Origin of the sequence: Blautia sp. HCN-20427, from assembly GCF_037890365.1 — a bacterium.
In the GTDB taxonomy this organism is placed as follows: Bacteria; Bacillota; Clostridia; order Lachnospirales; family Lachnospiraceae; genus Blautia.
On record NZ_JBBKBX010000015.1, the window covers coordinates 36,074 to 51,778 of the forward strand.

13 protein-coding genes and 1 other RNA gene are annotated in these 15,705 nt (G+C 44.1%); all 14 read left to right on the plus strand.

Translation table 11 applies throughout. The features are described from left to right. The first annotated feature begins 32 nt into the window (after window positions 1-32). Window positions 33-1,367 (plus strand): phosphopyruvate hydratase, encoded by a 1,335-nt coding sequence (eno, locus tag WKT17_RS10335; RefSeq protein WP_173747413.1) that lies wholly within the window; start codon window positions 33-35, stop codon window positions 1,365-1,367. A gap of 62 nt (window positions 1,368-1,429) precedes the next feature. Continuing rightward, window positions 1,430-1,666 carry a preprotein translocase subunit SecG gene (secG, locus tag WKT17_RS10340; protein WP_173747414.1) on the plus strand — a complete coding sequence of 79 codons (237 nt, stop codon included), beginning with the start codon at window positions 1,430-1,432 and terminating at the stop codon, window positions 1,664-1,666. 2 nt (window positions 1,667-1,668) lie between these two features. Next, entirely contained in the window at window positions 1,669-3,939 is a 2,271-nt protein-coding gene (gene rnr, locus WKT17_RS10345) for a ribonuclease R (RefSeq protein WP_173747415.1), read from the plus strand. 3 nt (window positions 3,940-3,942) lie between these two features. Next, window positions 3,943-4,413, plus strand: a complete 471-nt coding sequence (gene smpB / locus WKT17_RS10350) for an SsrA-binding protein SmpB (RefSeq protein WP_291681977.1) — start codon at window positions 3,943-3,945, stop codon at window positions 4,411-4,413. Between the two features lie 30 nt (window positions 4,414-4,443). Beyond that, window positions 4,444-6,117 carry a M3 family oligoendopeptidase gene (locus tag WKT17_RS10355; RefSeq protein ID WP_291682008.1) on the plus strand — a complete coding sequence of 558 codons (1,674 nt, stop codon included), beginning with the start codon at window positions 4,444-4,446 and terminating at the stop codon, window positions 6,115-6,117. A 180-nt stretch (window positions 6,118-6,297) separates the two neighbouring features. Continuing rightward, window positions 6,298-7,980: a peptide ABC transporter substrate-binding protein gene (locus WKT17_RS10360; RefSeq protein WP_294579699.1), complete on the plus strand. Its 1,683-nt coding sequence runs from the start codon at window positions 6,298-6,300 to the stop codon at window positions 7,978-7,980. Between the two features lie 184 nt (window positions 7,981-8,164). Next, a complete protein-coding gene (locus tag WKT17_RS10365; protein ID WP_226853440.1) occupies window positions 8,165-9,118 on the plus strand; it encodes an ABC transporter permease in 954 nt (317 codons plus the stop codon). Between the two features lie 7 nt (window positions 9,119-9,125). Further along, window positions 9,126-10,124, plus strand: a complete 999-nt coding sequence (locus WKT17_RS10370; RefSeq protein WP_173747418.1) for an ABC transporter permease — start codon at window positions 9,126-9,128, stop codon at window positions 10,122-10,124. 4 nt (window positions 10,125-10,128) lie between these two features. Next, window positions 10,129-11,136, plus strand: a complete 1,008-nt coding sequence (locus WKT17_RS10375) for an ABC transporter ATP-binding protein (protein ID WP_173747419.1) — start codon at window positions 10,129-10,131, stop codon at window positions 11,134-11,136. Next, window positions 11,129-12,082 (plus strand): ABC transporter ATP-binding protein, encoded by a 954-nt coding sequence (locus WKT17_RS10380; protein WP_173747421.1) that lies wholly within the window; start codon window positions 11,129-11,131, stop codon window positions 12,080-12,082. Before WKT17_RS10375 ends, WKT17_RS10380 begins: the two co-directional genes overlap by 8 nt. A 185-nt stretch (window positions 12,083-12,267) precedes the next feature. Next, window positions 12,268-12,617, plus strand: a transfer-messenger RNA (tmRNA) gene (gene ssrA / locus WKT17_RS10385). A gap of 137 nt (window positions 12,618-12,754) precedes the next feature. Then, a complete protein-coding gene (locus WKT17_RS10390) occupies window positions 12,755-13,432 on the plus strand; it encodes a response regulator transcription factor (protein ID WP_173747423.1) in 678 nt (225 codons plus the stop codon). Further along, window positions 13,432-14,919, plus strand: coding sequence for a sensor histidine kinase (locus WKT17_RS10395; protein ID WP_340272729.1), 1,488 nt, complete (start codon window positions 13,432-13,434; stop codon window positions 14,917-14,919). The genes WKT17_RS10390 and WKT17_RS10395 overlap by 1 nt, the downstream gene beginning before the upstream one ends. Window positions 14,920-15,020: 101 nt before the next feature. Further along, window positions 15,021-15,695 carry a uracil-DNA glycosylase gene (gene ung, locus WKT17_RS10400; protein ID WP_173747425.1) on the plus strand — a complete coding sequence of 225 codons (675 nt, stop codon included), beginning with the start codon at window positions 15,021-15,023 and terminating at the stop codon, window positions 15,693-15,695. The last annotated feature ends 10 nt before the right edge of the window (window positions 15,696-15,705 follow it).

The window sequence follows — 15,705 nt, forward strand, 5'->3', positions numbered from 1 at the left end:
AGAATTTGGCATAAAGTCAGGAGGTATTTGCCATGAACCGCTATTTACCTATCAGAAAGGTTTACGCCAGAGAAGTGCTGGATTCCAGAGGGAATCCCACAGTAGAAGCAGAAATTACGGTAGGAGAAGGTATTGTGGGAAAGGACGGATATACCGGAAGGGCTATTGTTCCCTCCGGTGCATCCACAGGAAAGTTTGAAGCTTTGGAACTGCGGGACGCAGAACCGCGTTACAGAGGCCTGGGAGTACAAAGGGCAGTAGAGCATGTCAATACCGTGCTGGCAGACGCAGTGCTGGGAGAAAATGCACTTTGCCAGAGCCGGATTGATTGTCTGCTTCTGGAGGCAGACGGCACAGAGAAAAAGGAGCATATGGGAGCCAATGCCATACTGGCTGTATCTCTGGCGGTGGCAGATGCGGCTGCAAAGGCTATGCGCATGCCTTTGTACCAGTATCTGGGAGGCTGCAAAAGCACACAGCTGCCAGTACCTATGATGAATATTTTAAATGGCGGGAAACATGCAGACAACACTGTAGATTTTCAGGAATTTATGATTATGCCTGTAGGCGCCTGCTGCTTTAAAGAAGGACTTCGCATGTGCGCAGAGGTTTACCATACGCTGAAAGAGTTTTTAAAAGAGCGAAAATTGTCTGCAGCTGTAGGAGATGAAGGTGGATTTGCGCCGGATGTACAGGGGGCAAAAGAAGCTTTGGCTATGATGGCAGAGGCTGTAAAGCGCGCAGGCTATACCCTTGGGAAGGATATCTGTTTTGCCATAGATGTGGCAGCCAGTGAGCTGTACGAAGAAGACAAAAAGGCTTACTATTTTCCGGGAGAATCTTTTATGACTGGCACAGAAGTCTATCGCACAGCAGAAGAGATGACCGCTTACTACGAAGAACTGACAGAGACATTTCCCGTTTTATCCATTGAGGATGGGTTAGACCAGGAAGACTGGGAAGGCTGGCAGAGGCTGACGCAAAGACTGGGGCAGAAAGTACAGCTGGTGGGGGATGATTTGTTTGTTACCAATACAGAACGGATTGCCAGGGGAATCACTATGGGCGCCGGCAATGCGGTGCTGATAAAAGTTAACCAGATTGGGACTTTGACAGAGGCCATGGAGGCTGTGGAACTGGCTCATAAAGCGGGATACCGAACCATTCTTTCCCATCGTTCGGGAGAGAGTGAAGATACGTTTCTGGCTGACTTGGCTGTGGCAGCGGGCAGCGGACAGATAAAGGCAGGTGCGCCCTGCAGGGGAGAGCGGACGGCAAAGTATAACCGCCTTCTTGCCATTGAGGATATGCTGGGAGAAACTGCCTGCTATGATTATAAGGGGATAAATGGGAATCTGCGAAAATAACAGTTGAAATCATGCTGCGCCTGTGTTAAACTTTAGATGTTTAGCAATTAGGAGGTGTGAACGTGGAAATTTTGAGAATTGTTTTGACCGTACTTTTCGTTATAGATTGTATAGGCTTATCTGTTATTATTCTGATGCAGGAAGGAAAGTCCCAGGGACTGGGAAGTATTGCCGGAATGGCAGATACTTACTGGGGGAAAAATAAAGGACGCTCCATGGAAGGCGCAATGGTAAAAGCAACCAAAATTATGGGGATTTTATTTTTTGTGCTGGCGTTAGTATTGAATCTGAACTTTTAAACATGGCACTCTTGCATTGCAAGGGTGTCATCTTTTTAACAGGAAAAGGAGAAAATTTGAAGAAAAATCAACAGCTGAAAAAGAGGAAAAAAATTTTATATGAGTTGATGTGCTGCAAGGAATATGAGCCTATGAGAGCCAGAGATTTGGCAGTGCTTCTGCAGATTCCTTCGGGAAAAAGGGAGGAACTGCACAAGGTACTGGATATACTCCTGAAAGAAGGGAAAGTCACCATCAGCAAGCGCGGCAAGTATGAGGCTGTGAGAAAGCCGGAAAAAGACCGCAGAAAACAGACAGAAAAACAGGAGAAAAAAGAAAAGACCGGTTTGGGATATAAAAAGGGCCATGTTTATACAGGAACCTTTATCAGTCATCCCAGAGGCTTTGGTTTTGTAGAAATTCCCGGTGAGGAAGAGCGACAGGATATTTTTATACCGGAAGAGCAGGTAGGACGGGCCTTGCATGGAGATACGGTGCAGGTAACGGTACAGAAGGAAGAAAAGAACGGACGGCGTTGTGAAGGTGCAGTGACAAGGATTCTGGAGCATGGAATCGAAGAAATCGTGGGAACTTATGAGCAGTCGGCAGGTTTTGGCTTTGCAGTGCCGGACAACCAGCGGTTTGCCAGAGATATTTTTATTCCCCAGGGAAAGGCTATGGAAGCCGAGGACGGAGATAAAGTTCTGGTGAAGATTAAGGATTATGGTCGGGGAGGAAAATCTCCGGAAGGAATCGTGACAGAAATCCTGGGAAAGCCGGGAGAAAAAGGCGTAGATGTCCTGTGTGTGGCGAAAAGCTATGATTTGCCCATGGAATTTCCGGAAAAGGTGGCCAATCAGGCCCAGCGCGTAAAAGAGACGTTAAATGAGGGAGATTTTTATGGCAGAGAAGATTTGAGGGATGTGGTTATGGTTACCATTGACGGGGAAGACGCCAAAGATTTGGATGATGCGGTTTCTCTTACAAAGGAAAACGGCCTGTATCATCTGGGGGTACACATTGCAGATGTAAGCAATTATGTGCAGTACAGCAGTGCTTTAGACAGAGAAGCACTGAAAAGAGGCACCAGTGTCTATTTGGTGGACCGGGTAATTCCCATGCTGCCCAAAAAACTTTCCAATGGTATCTGTTCTCTGAACGCAGGAGAGGACAGACTGGCGTTAAGCTGCCTGATGGATATTAATGAAAAAGGAAAAATTGTGTCTCACCGCATTGTGGAGACCGTCATCCGGGTGAATGAGAGAATGACATACACAGACGTAAAAAAGATTCTCCTGGGTGAAGACGAAGCGGTGACAGAGAAATACAGAGAACTGGTTCCCATGCTTTTGGAAATGGGCGAGCTTTCCGGACTCCTTCGGAAGAGAAGAAAGAAGAGAGGAGCCATTGACTTTGATTTCCCGGAAAGCAAAATTCGTCTGGATGACAGTGGAAAGCCAGTGGAAATTTATCCTTATGAACAGAATGTGGCTACCCGGCTCATTGAAGACTTTATGCTGGCTGCAAATGAAACGGTAGCAGAAGAATATGCGCTTTTGGGCCTGCCTTTTGTATACCGGACACACGATACTCCCGATGGGGAAAAGATGGAAGCTGTACTGGAAATGGTTCATCAGGCAGGAGTAAAAGTGAAGAAAGCAAAAGAAGAAATCAGCCCAAAAGAAGTGCAGAAAATTTTAAAAGAGCTGGAAGGCATGGAATGTGAGCCGTTTTTTGCCCGGCTGCTTCTGCGTTCTATGAAACAGGCCAGGTATACCACCCAGTGCAGCGGACATTTTGGCCTGGCTGCCAAGTATTACTGTCACTTTACGTCTCCTATCCGCAGGTATCCGGATTTGCAGATTCACAGAATTATCAAGGAACATCTGCGAGGCAAGATGACAGAGGCAAAAATTCGCCACTATGCGGAAATTCTGGAGGAAGTGGCAGGACAGTCCAGTGCTATGGAGAGAAGAGCCGAAGAGGTAGAGCGGGAAACCGTTAAAATGAAGAAGGCAGAGTTTATGAAGCAGCATATTGGCGAAGTCATGGAGGGAACTATTTCAGGCGTGACGGAATGGGGACTGTATGTGGAACTGCCTAATACGGTGGAAGGTCTGGTGCATGTGAATTCCATGCGGGATGATTATTACACATATGAGAAAGAAAAGTACCGCTTTGTGGGAGATATGACGAAAAAGGTATATTCCATGGGGCAGAAAGTAAAGGTTCGGGTAGAACAGGCGGACATTGCCACAAAAACCGTGGATTTCAGTTTGGAAAGGGAGGATTAAGTCATGGCAAAAGAATTAGGGATTCGTCTGATTGCAAATAATAAAAAGGCATACCATGATTATTTTATAGAGGACACTTATGAGGCAGGGATTGAACTGGCGGGTACAGAGGTCAAATCCCTGCGCATGGGAAAATGCAGTGTTAAAGAGTCTTTTATTCAGATTGAGAAGGGCGAGGTGTTTATTTATGGTATGCATATCAGCCCTTATGAAAGAGGCAATATTTTTAACAAAGACCCTTTAAGGGTGCGTAAGCTTTTGCTTCATACCTATGAAATTCGGAAAATAGAAGGCAAAATCAGAGAAAAAGGGTATACTTTGGTACCTTTGAAGGTATATTTTAAAGGCAGTCTTGTGAAAGTAGAAATGGGCGTGGCGAAAGGCAAGAAGCTTTACGATAAGCGGCAGGACATTGCAAAAAAGGACCAGAGAAGAGAGACAGAGAGAGAATTTAAGGTGAAAAACCTGTATTAACTGCAGGGCAGGAGAGGAGAACAGACCATGATGAAATTTAAAGATATGCCGTATGAAAGAATTGATTTTGTACAGGTAAAAGAGCAGCTGAAAAAATTGATGAAGAAGCTGGAAGAAGCGGGAAGCGGGGAAGAGCAGTTTGCTGTTCACAAAGAGTTTTATAAACTCAATGACAGGGTGCAGACCCAGGTGACGCTTTGTTCCATTCGCCATACCATTGACACCACAGACGAGTTTTATGAGAAGGAACAGAATTACTATGATGAACAGGTGCCCGAGTATTCCAACTTATGTGTGGAATATCAGAAGCGGCTCTTTGCTTCCCCGTACAGGGACGTTCTGGAAGAAAAAATAGGGCCTGTGGCATTTAAAAATATGGAAATTGCCATGAAGTCTGTGTCCGAGGAAGTCATTCCACTGATGCAGGAGGAGAATGCACTGGTGACAGAATATGAAAAACTTCTGGCCAGCGCTAAAATTGACTGGGAAGGGGAAACCCTGAATCTTTCTCTTTTGACTCCTTATCTGAAAAGTAAAGATCCTGAAGTGAGAAGAAGAGCAGCCCAGAAACAAAATGCTTTCTTTGACAGTATTGCCGATAAATTGGATGAGTTGTATGACAAACTGGTAAAAAACAGAACAGAGCAGGCAAAAACACTGGGATTTGAGACGTATACACCTCTGGGATATCTGCGCATGCAGAGGAACTGTTATGGAAGAAAAGAAATTGAAAATCTGAGACGTCAGGTGAAGGAAGTATGGGTTCCTTTTGCAGAAGAGCTTTTTGAAAAAAGGAGAGAGCGTCTGGGACTTGAGCATATGACTTATACAGACGAACAGGTATACGGACCAGAGGGAAATCCCCAGCCGGAAGGAACGCCGGAGGAAATTCTGGCAGCAGGACAGGAGATGTATGAAGAATTGTCTCCGGAGACAAAAGAGTTTTTTGATTTTATGATGGAAAACGAACTTTTAGATGTCTTTGGCAGAAAGACAAAAGCAGTGGGCGGATATATGACGTACCTTCCGGACTATAAGGCACCGTTTATTTTTGCCAACTTTAACGGCACCAGCGGAGATGTGGACGTTATGACTCATGAGTGCGGCCATGCGTTCCAGGGATACCTGGCAGCAGAAGACCCTATCCGGGAACATGCAGATATTGGTATGGAAACTGCGGAGATTCATTCCATGTCCATGGAATTCTTTACAGAACCTTGGTATCATCTGTTTTTCGGAAAAGAGAAGACAGCCGATTACACCGGTATGCATTTGGAGGATGCTGTGATTTTTGTACCGTACGGCTGTATGGTGGACGAATTTCAGCATGAAGTGTATGACCATCCGGAAATGACGCCTCAGCAGAGGAAAGAGGTGTGGAAAAAGCTGGAGAAGGAATATAAGCCTCATATGGATTATGCAGGGCTGGACTTCTTTGAAAGAGGCTGTTTCTGGCAGAAACAACACCATATTTACAGTTTCCCTCTCTACTATATTGATTATGTGATTGCCCAGCTTTGTGCTTTTGAGTACAAAATCTGGATGGATAAGGACCGCCGGGGAGCGTGGGAGAGTTATCTGAAATTATGCAGGATTTCCGCTTCCGAGTTTCATACTGATTTGTTACAGCAAAGCGGCATAGAGTCTCCCTTTAAAGACGGAGTTATCCGTAAAATTGTGGAGAATTTAAAAGAAATTGCTTGAAAAGTTTCGGCCAGAAAGATATTTGTCTTTGTGCAAAAAACACAAATGCGAGAATTTTGCCAGAAACAGTTGACAAAACTTCATAATTTATTATAATAAAGAAGATTGATTCACAACATTAAGAAAACAAAGTATTAAAGTTTTCAGTGTGAAATTCTAGCAGAGAGGAAGGAAATCAATATGAAAATGAAGAAAGTATTGGCAATGGCCCTTGCAAGCGCAATGATTTTATCTTTAGGCGCATGCGGAAGTTCTTCAGGAGACAAAAAAGCAGAAGGCACTTCTGACGGTGGCGCAAAAACAGAAACAAGCAGTACAGGTTTTGCAGGAACACCGGAGGAGGATTCCTACACAATCGACTTACGTGCAGAACCGCCTGAATTAAACAGTATGCTCACTACAGACGTGGCATCAGGAGATATTCTCCGTATGGTTATGTCCGGTCTGTATAAACTGGATGAAAATGATAAACCGGTGCCAGACCTTGCCGAAGAAACTACTGTAAGCGATGACAAACGTACTTACACTATGAAACTTCGTCAGGATGCAAAATGGACAAATGGAGAACCTGTAACAGCAAATGACTTCGTGTTCGCTTATCAGGCAGTTTGTAACAAAGAGACAGCTTCTTCCTACGCATTTATTATCTATGATAATCTGTTAAATGGTAAAGAAGTATATGAAGGAACAAAAGACCCTTCTGAACTGGGTGTAAAAGCCATTGACGACTATACTCTGGAAGTTACTTTCGTAAACCCGATTCCATATGCAGAGCACCTGTTCTCATTCTCAACCTACTATCCTGTAAACCAGAAGGCTTACGAGGAAATCGGTGCAGAGCACTACGGAGATGAAATGGATCAGCTGGTAACAAACGGTGCGTACACCATCAGCGAGTGGGTACACAATGACCACATTACACTGGCAGCAAATGAAGATTTCTATGACCCGGACAGAGTTGCAGTAAAAACCGTTCGTTATAATATGATGAATGATTCCAATGCACGTATGAACGCATTCCAGGCTGGACAGATTGACTGTATCAACCTGACAGGTGACCAGACCGTACAGGCAGAGTCTCTCGGCATTCATGTAGAAAACTATGTAAACAACAGCAACTGGTATATTCAGTTTAACACAAAGAAAACAGACAAAGGCTTGGACAATGCAAATATCCGCCGTGCACTTGGTCTTGCTCTGGATACACAGAGTCTGTGTGACAATATCTTAAAAGATGGTTCCGTACCGGCTACAGGTCTTGTACCAACCGGTATTGCAGGAGCAAATGATGTGCTGTATCGCGAAGCGGCTGGAGATATCACCGGATACAATGCAGAAGAAGCAAAGAAAGCTCTGGAAAAAGGTCTTCAGGAAACAGGACTGAAAGCAGAAGATTTGAAATTATCTTTCCTCTGTGATGATTCTGACGGAGCTCAGAGAGATGCACAGTTTATGCAGGAACAGTGGAAATCCGTACTTGGTCTGAATGTAGAAATTACACCACAGCCATTTAAGTCACGTCTGGCTTCTATGGATTCCGGTGATTTCGATATGGTATACGCAGGCTGGTCTCCGGACTACAACGATGCCATGACATTCCTTGACCTGTTTACTACAACAAATGGAAACAACTATGGTAAATACAGCAACACAGAATATGATAAACTGATTGCTGACGCTATGGTGGAAGCAGACCCGGCAGCTCGTCAGGATTTACTGGTTAAGGCAGAAACTCTGGTAACACAGACAGACGCAGCAGTTTACCCAATTTACTTCAGTGCTGTTTCTTATGCCGTGTCTGACAAGGTGCAGAATATGACTCGTACCGGTTTCCAGGAATTTGACTTTACAGACGCTAAATAATTTCGGAAAGCGGAAAGAAAAAATTTTATAAGGTTATTTTAGATAGGAGCTGTTGTTCTGGAATCAGAGTGGTTTCTCACACGGCTCCTGTCTGTTTATGTAAAGCGCAAAAACTTTTGCGCTTTACATAAACAGAACATAAAAATAATAAAGTAAAGAAAACAAAAGAAAGGAGCTGTCTATTTTGTCTAATCGGATACGCTACATTTTAAAAAGAATTATTTATTCTTTTATTACTATTTTAGTTCTGGTAACTATCACCTTCCTCTTAATGCAGTTACTTCCGGGCGAACCGTTTACAGCCGGAAAAGCGTTGCCGGATTCCGTTATGCAGGCCCTGGAAAAGAAATATGGACTGGATAAACCCGTGCTTCAGCAGTTATTTATTTACATAGGAAATGCCTTAAGAGGTGATTTCGGAATTTCTATTCCGGACGGAAGAGCGGTGACAGATGTTATCGCAGAAGCTTTCCCGGTATCCTTTAGTCTTGGTATCCGCGCCCTGCTGTTTGCCTTTATTATGGGTATTCTTCTTGGTGTTGTGGCTGCTGTTAAGAGAGGAACTGTATGGGACAGCGCAGCCATGTTTTTTGCACTGGTTGGTGTTTCTGTACCTTCCTTCATTATGGGTGCAGTTTTACAGTATTTCCTGGGATTGAAGCTGTATCAGGCAACGGGAGTTCAGGTGTTTGCCGTTATTGGCTGGTCTGACTTTAACAGTAAGATTCTTCCGGCTTTTGCTCTGGCTTTTGGCTCTATGGCAACGGTAAGCCGTTTGATGCGAACCAGTATGCTGGATGTACTCAGCCAGGATTATATCAAAACAGCAAAAGCAAAGGGCCTCAGCCAGCGTCAGATTGTTTGGAAACATGCGGTACGTAACGCAGTTATGCCGGTTGTTACCGTTATGGGTCCCCTGGTAGCAGCTGTTTTGACGGGTGCTTTCGTTGTAGAGAATATTTTCTCTATTCCGGGACTTGGAAAATACTTTGTAACCAGTGTGCAGACTCTGAATTATACTATGATTGCAGGTACTACAGTCTTCTACGGTATGTTCCTGATTCTCGCCAATCTGGTTGTAGATTTGATTTACGGATTTATCGATCCACGTATTAAACTGACAGGCGGAAAGGAGTAAGGAACACATGAGAAAAAAGAATAATAAGACAACCGTACAGACAGAACAGTACACTCCTTATGATGTCAGCGGCAAAATTTCTTCGGATGCCTTTGAGGTGTTAGGAGCCGATGCAAAAAGTATGGAATCATTGGCAAGACCTTCTGTCAGCTTTATGAAAGATGCCTGGAACCGTATTCGCAAGAGTAGGGTTGCAGTGATTTGTATGATTATTCTGGGTCTGATTATTCTGGGTGCTATTTTCTGTCCTATGTTGACACCGTTCAGCTATTCTGAGCAGAATGTAGCATTTCAGAATAAACCCATTATGAGTCCGGACTCTGTGACCGGTCAGATGCATATTTTTGGTACCGACGCCCTGGGACGCGACGTATTCTCCAGAGTCTGGTACGGAGCAAGAGTTTCTCTTACCGTAGCGATTGCGGTTGCGCTGATTGACTGTCTGGTAGGTGTTATCTATGGCGGTATCTCCGGTTACTTCGGCGGTGCAGTAGATAATGTGATGATGCGTATTGTGGAAATCATCAGCGGTATTCCTTACCTGATTATCGTTATCCTTCTGATGACGGTTATGGAACGTGGTCTGGGAACTATTATTGTGGCCTATTCCCTTACCGGATGGACCGGTATGGCTCGACTGGTGCGAGGACAGGTTGTTGGTTTGAAGGAGCAGGAATTTGTTATTGCGGCAAAATCCATGGGCGCTTCTCCGGCAAGAATCATTGGCAAACATCTGGTACCCAATGTGCTTAGTGTTATTATTGTCAATATTACGTTGGATATTCCCAATGTTATCTTTACAGAAGCATTTCTGTCCATGTTGGGTCTGGGTATTGCGCCTCCGAAGTCTTCCTGGGGTATTATGGCCAATGACGCCATTAAGGTTTTCCAGATGTTCCCCACACAGCTTGTTATTGTAGCGTTATTTATCTGTGTTACCATGTTGTCCTTTAACCTGCTGGGTGACCAGCTTCGTGACGCATTTGACCCGAAATTAAGGAGGTAAGGAAATGGAAGAAATATTAAAAATAGACAATCTTCATGTTTCTTTTGATACTTATGCAGGTGAAGTACACGCTGTCAGAGGTGTCAGCCTGGAGGTAAACAAAGGAGAAGTGCTTGCTATTGTAGGAGAATCCGGCTGCGGAAAGAGTGTAACGGCTCAGACAATTATGAAACTGAACCCTATGCCTCCTGCAAGAATTAAAGAGGGAAGCATTAAACTTTGCGGTAAAGATATTGTAGCGGCAAGTGAAAAGGAAATGCAGGATATCCGTGGTCAGATGGTCAGTATGATTTTCCAGGACCCTATGACTTGTATGAATCCTACTATGCGTGTAGGCAAGCAGCTTACGGAAACTCTGGTAAACAAGAAAAAAATCAGTAAAGCAGATGCGGAAAAAGAGGCTGTCCGTCTTTTACAGATGGTTCAGATTCCAAATGCCGAGGAGAGAGCAAAGCAGTATCCTCATGAATTTTCCGGCGGTATGCGTCAGCGTGCCATGATTGCTATGGCTTTGGCCTGTAACCCGCAGCTGTTGATTGCGGATGAACCAACAACAGCTCTTGACGTAACCATTCAGGCGCAGATTATGCAGCTGATGGGAAAAATTAAGGACGATACCAAAACAGCGATTATTCTGATTACCCATGACCTTGGGGTTGTGGCAAATCTGGCGGATCATGTGGCTGTTATGTATGCCGGTAAAGTAGTGGAAAAAGGTACCGTAAGAGATATCTTCTACAATCCGGGACATCCTTATACAAAGGCTCTTTTAAAGAGTCTTCCAACGATTGATACAAAGAAAGAGGAGCAGCTGGTATCCATTCCGGGTACCCCTCCTGACTTATATGCTCCGCCGCAGGGCTGCGGATTTGCCAGCAGATGTGAATGCTGCATGAAAATCTGCCGTTCCAATCAGCCGCCGGTATTCCAGGTGAGCGAAGGCCATACGGCGTCCTGCTGGAGACTTCACCCTGATTTTCCGGGAGACAAGGAGGAAAAGGTAAATGGATAAGCTGGTTACTTTAGACCATGTGTCAAAGCACTTTCATGTAGGAAAGGGAAAGAATCTGGTAGCAGTCAATGATATTTCCCTGGACATTTATAAAGGAGAAACGCTTGGTGTGGTAGGTGAGTCCGGATGTGGAAAATCTACATTGGGAAGAGTAGTTATGGGAATTTATCCGGCTACCAGTGGAAAAATGCTTTACAATGGAAAGCAGGTAAATTTAAGACACACCAAAGACCGCTATGTGTATTCTCAGAAAGCACAGATTATTTTCCAGGATCCTTATGCGTCTTTGAATCCCCGTATGACAGTGGGAAGTATTATTGCAGAAGGTATGGAAATTCACAATATGTATGACAAAGAGAAACGTATGCAGCGTGTTTATGAGCTTCTGGAGACAGTAGGTCTGAACCGGGAACATGCAAACCGTTTCCCGCATGAGTTTTCCGGCGGTCAGCGTCAGCGTATCGGAATTGCCCGTGCTCTGGCTGTAGAACCGGAGTTCATTGTGTGTGATGAGCCGATTTCTGCTCTTGACGTATCCATTCAGAGTCAGATTATAAATCTGCTGAAAGACCTGCAGGCAGAACACGGATTTACTTATATGTTTATTGCCCATGACTTAAATATTGTCAAATATATTTCAGACCGTATTGCGGTTATGTATCTGGGAAATCTGGTAGAACTGGCAGATAGTGATGAGATTTATGCTCATACACTGCATCCATACAGCCAGGCGTTGTTGGCATCTGTGCCGATTCCGGACCCGGATAAAGAAGCGCAGAAGGAATCCAGCGTACTGTCCGGAGACGTACCAAGCCCTATCAATCCAAAGCCGGGCTGTCCTTTTGCAAACCGTTGTAAGCATGCAACAGAAAGATGTAAGATGGAATCTCCGAAATTACAGGAAGTTCGTCCGGGACATTTTGTAGCATGTCATTTACATAAATAAAATTCAAATACAAAGAGCCATTGCCGGATGATTTTGGGAATGGCTCTTTTATCAATTATTTTTCTGAAATTAACTCTTGACAAAAATACAGAAACCAGATAGTATGTAATAAGTTTCCTAATGTACTTACATTGGGAATGGGAAATCTACTCGTTTGTGTACCATGCAGTGCTTATTTTATATGAGGGCTTGTACTGGTTTCGACGGGGGTTTTGAAGTTGAGGAAGCCATCTGCAGACTCCGGGACTGCATATCAACCTGGAAACTAAATATAAACGCAAACGATAACGTAGCGTTAGCTGCCTAATTGCAGCTTGTCAGCCTCAGGTCACCCGCTGCTTGAGAATCTGGCATCGACTTTGCGGGGCACTTCGTTTTCAAAGCTTTGAGAAAATGGAAGATTTTATGAAGCTACCAAGTGTAACAGCCTGTTATTCGGCGGCTGCATAAGGGAATGTTAAAAGAATAACTGTGATGGGAGATGCCGCAAGGGATAGACTTTCGGACAGGGGTTCGATTCCCCTCAGGTCCATAGGGAAAGGAGTTCGTTCTAAAAGAGATTAGTACGGATTCCTTTTTTGTTTTTGGAACGGAAACCATGCGAAGAAATTTCACATTTTTGACAAATTTGTCTGCTATACTATACATTACAGTGCGAAGGAGGAAAAGACCATGGATAAATGCAGAATACTGGTTGTGGATGACGAGAGCAGAATGAGAAAACTGGTAAGGGATTTCCTTGTAAAACAGGATTTTGAGGTATTGGAAGCCGGAGACGGGGAAGAGGCTCTTGATATATTCTATAAAAAGAAAGACATTTCCTTGTTGATTCTGGACGTGATGATGCCCAAGATGGACGGCTGGGAGGTATGCCGGGAAATTCGGAGAGAGTCCAAAGTGCCGATTATTATGTTGACAGCCAGAGGCGATGAGCGGGACGAACTTTTAGGATTTGAACTGGGAGTAGACGAGTATATTTCAAAACCTTTCAGCCCGAAGATTCTGGTAGCCAGGGTGGAAGCTATTTTGCGGCGTACCAGTTCTATCGGTGCAGATGAACTTTTGAGCGCAGGCGGTATTGAAATCAATAAAACTGCCCATATTGCGGCCATTGACGGTACCCCTATAGAATTAAGCTACAAGGAATTTGAACTGCTCAGCTATTTTTTGGAAAATCAGGGAATTGCCCTTTCCAGAGAAAAGATTTTAAATTCTGTATGGAATTATGATTATTTTGGCGATGCCAGAACCATTGATACCCATGTAAAGAAACTGAGGAGTAAAATGGGCGATAAGGGAGAGTACATCAAAACCATTTGGGGTATGGGATATAAATTTGAGGTGTCATGATGAAAAAATCCATTAAAATCAGACTGGCAGTTACTTACATTGTGATTATGTGCCTGTCTCTGGCGGTAATGCTGGGGGTGAATTCTCTGTTTTTAGAGAAATACTACCTTGCCAGGAAAACAGACAGTCTAAAGAATGTTTATCAGGCCTTAAACAATGTGGACAATTACCAGTACAGTGCTTTGAATGATGATGACGCATTTAAGAAATATCTGGCAGAAAAAAATTTCCGTTTGATTGTGGTAGACCCTTTTGGAAATTGCTACAGTACCACAAAGGATGAGGCGGAAATGCTGGCTTACATGCAGTTTGAGTCTCAGTTTTCCAGGGGAAAACGGGTGATTATGGAGCAAAAGGACAATTATGTAGTAACGAAAATAAGCGGAGACGCCAGTACCATGGACGTGGTCTGCATGTACGGGAATCTGGACGATAAGAGCAGTTTTATGATTCGTACACCGATTCAGAGTATTCGGGACAGCGCACAAATTTCCAACATGTTTTATCTGTATATTGGCCTTGCTACGATTTTGATCAGTTCAGTGATTATCTGGATTATGTCGAGACGGATTATCAGACCGCTGCAGACCCTCAGTGATATTTCCAGGGAAATGGCAGACCTGCATTTTGATGTGAAATATCACAGCACCAGCCAGGATGAAATTGGTGTTTTAGGAAATAATCTGAATAAGCTTTCTGAAGACTTGGAAAAAACCATTTCCGAACTGAAAACAGCCAATAATGAGCTGCAGCAGGATATTGCCAAAAAGGAAGAAATTGACGAAATGCGGAAGGAATTTCTGGCGAATGTGTCTCATGAGCTGAAAACCCCCATCGCCCTGATTCAGGGGTACGCAGAAGGTCTGCAGGAATGTATCAATGACGACGCCCAGAGCCGGGAATTTTACTGCGAGGTCATTGTGGATGAAGCCGGAAAGATGAATCAGATGGTAAAGAAATTGCTGACACTGAACCAACTGGAATTTGGTAATGATACAGTTGCTATGGAGCGTTTTGACCTGACAGATTTGGTGAGCGGGGTCGTGCAGTCTGCGCGGCTTCTGGCAGAACAAAAGGGGGCAGAAATTCATTTTAACCAGACAGAACCTGTATATGTATGGGGCGATGAATTTAAAATGGAGGAAGTTGTTACCAACTATGTGTCCAATGCTTTGAATCATGTGGACTATGAAAAGAAGATTGAAATTAAGACGGAAATACGTCAGGATACCGTAAGACTCTCTGTTTTTAATACAGGGGACGTCATACCGGAGGAGGATTTGGATAAGGTCTGGGTAAAATTCTACAAGGTGGATAAAGCCAGAACAAGAGAATACGGCGGCAGCGGTATCGGGCTGTCCATTGTCAAGGCTATTATGGACAGTATGCACCAGAAATGCGGAGTGAAAAATTACAGCAATGGTGTAGAATTCTGGTTTGAGCTCTCCTGCGCAGACGGTCAAAAAACGGAGTGTCAAAAAATGTAAAAACAGATAAAAAAAGGTAAAAAATCCCTGGGTTGGATTTGCATTTTAAAACGTATTCTGCTAAACTAAGAAAATGTAAAAAAACAAAGGAGGGAATACGAATGCCGCCTTTACAGGGACAATGGCTGGAGGCTTTAAAGCCGGAATTTAAGAAAGCCTACTATAAAGAATTGTTTGACAAGGTGGGACAGGAATATCAGCAGAGAAAGATATTTCCTGCACCGGATGATATTTTTAACGCGTTTCATTTTACGCCGCTTGATGAAGTGAAGGTTGTGATTTTAGGGCAGGACCCGTATCACAATGACGGACAGGCTCATGGACTTTGTTTTTCCGTGAAGCCAGATGTGGAAATTCCTCCTTCGCTGGTAAACATTTACCAGGAACTGCATGAGGACTGCGGCTGCTTTATTCCGAATAATGGCTATCTGGAAAAATGGGCAAAGCAGGGCGTACTGCTTCTGAATACAGTGCTGACTGTGCGGGCCCACCAGGCCAATTCTCACAGAGGGATTGGATGGGAACAATTTACGGATGCGGCTATCCAAATACTGAATGAGCAGGACAGACCCATGGTTTTTCTGCTTTGGGGACGCCCGGCACAGATGAAGCGCAGCATGCTGACCAATCCCAAACATTTGATTCTAGAGGCTCCTCATCCCAGCCCGCTGTCTGCCTACCGGGGCTTTTTCGGGTGCAGGCATTTCAGCAAAGCCAATGCATTTCTGGAAAGCCAAGGGCTTTCGACCATTGACTGGCAGATAGAAAACAGATAGAGGATGAAAA

What these genes read in the sequence shown, in the direction of transcription:
- ung (WP_173747425.1), top strand. Translation starts at nt 15,021, where the DNA reads ATGCCGCCTTTACAGGGACAATGGCTGGAGGCTTTAAAGCCGGAATTT.
- WKT17_RS10375 (WP_173747419.1), top strand. Translation starts at nt 10,129, where the DNA reads ATGGAAGAAATATTAAAAATAGACAATCTTCATGTTTCTTTTGATACT.
- WKT17_RS10355 (WP_291682008.1), top strand. Translation starts at nt 4,444, where the DNA reads ATGAAATTTAAAGATATGCCGTATGAAAGAATTGATTTTGTACAGGTA.
- eno (WP_173747413.1), top strand. Translation starts at nt 33, where the DNA reads ATGAACCGCTATTTACCTATCAGAAAGGTTTACGCCAGAGAAGTGCTG.
- rnr (WP_173747415.1), top strand. Translation starts at nt 1,669, where the DNA reads ATGGCACTCTTGCATTGCAAGGGTGTCATCTTTTTAACAGGAAAAGGA.
- WKT17_RS10360 (WP_294579699.1), top strand. Translation starts at nt 6,298, where the DNA reads ATGAAAATGAAGAAAGTATTGGCAATGGCCCTTGCAAGCGCAATGATT.
- smpB (WP_291681977.1), top strand. Translation starts at nt 3,943, where the DNA reads ATGGCAAAAGAATTAGGGATTCGTCTGATTGCAAATAATAAAAAGGCA.
- WKT17_RS10370 (WP_173747418.1), top strand. Translation starts at nt 9,126, where the DNA reads ATGAGAAAAAAGAATAATAAGACAACCGTACAGACAGAACAGTACACT.
- WKT17_RS10395 (WP_340272729.1), top strand. Translation starts at nt 13,432, where the DNA reads ATGAAAAAATCCATTAAAATCAGACTGGCAGTTACTTACATTGTGATT.
- WKT17_RS10390 (WP_173747423.1), top strand. Translation starts at nt 12,755, where the DNA reads ATGGATAAATGCAGAATACTGGTTGTGGATGACGAGAGCAGAATGAGA.
- WKT17_RS10380 (WP_173747421.1), top strand. Translation starts at nt 11,129, where the DNA reads ATGGATAAGCTGGTTACTTTAGACCATGTGTCAAAGCACTTTCATGTA.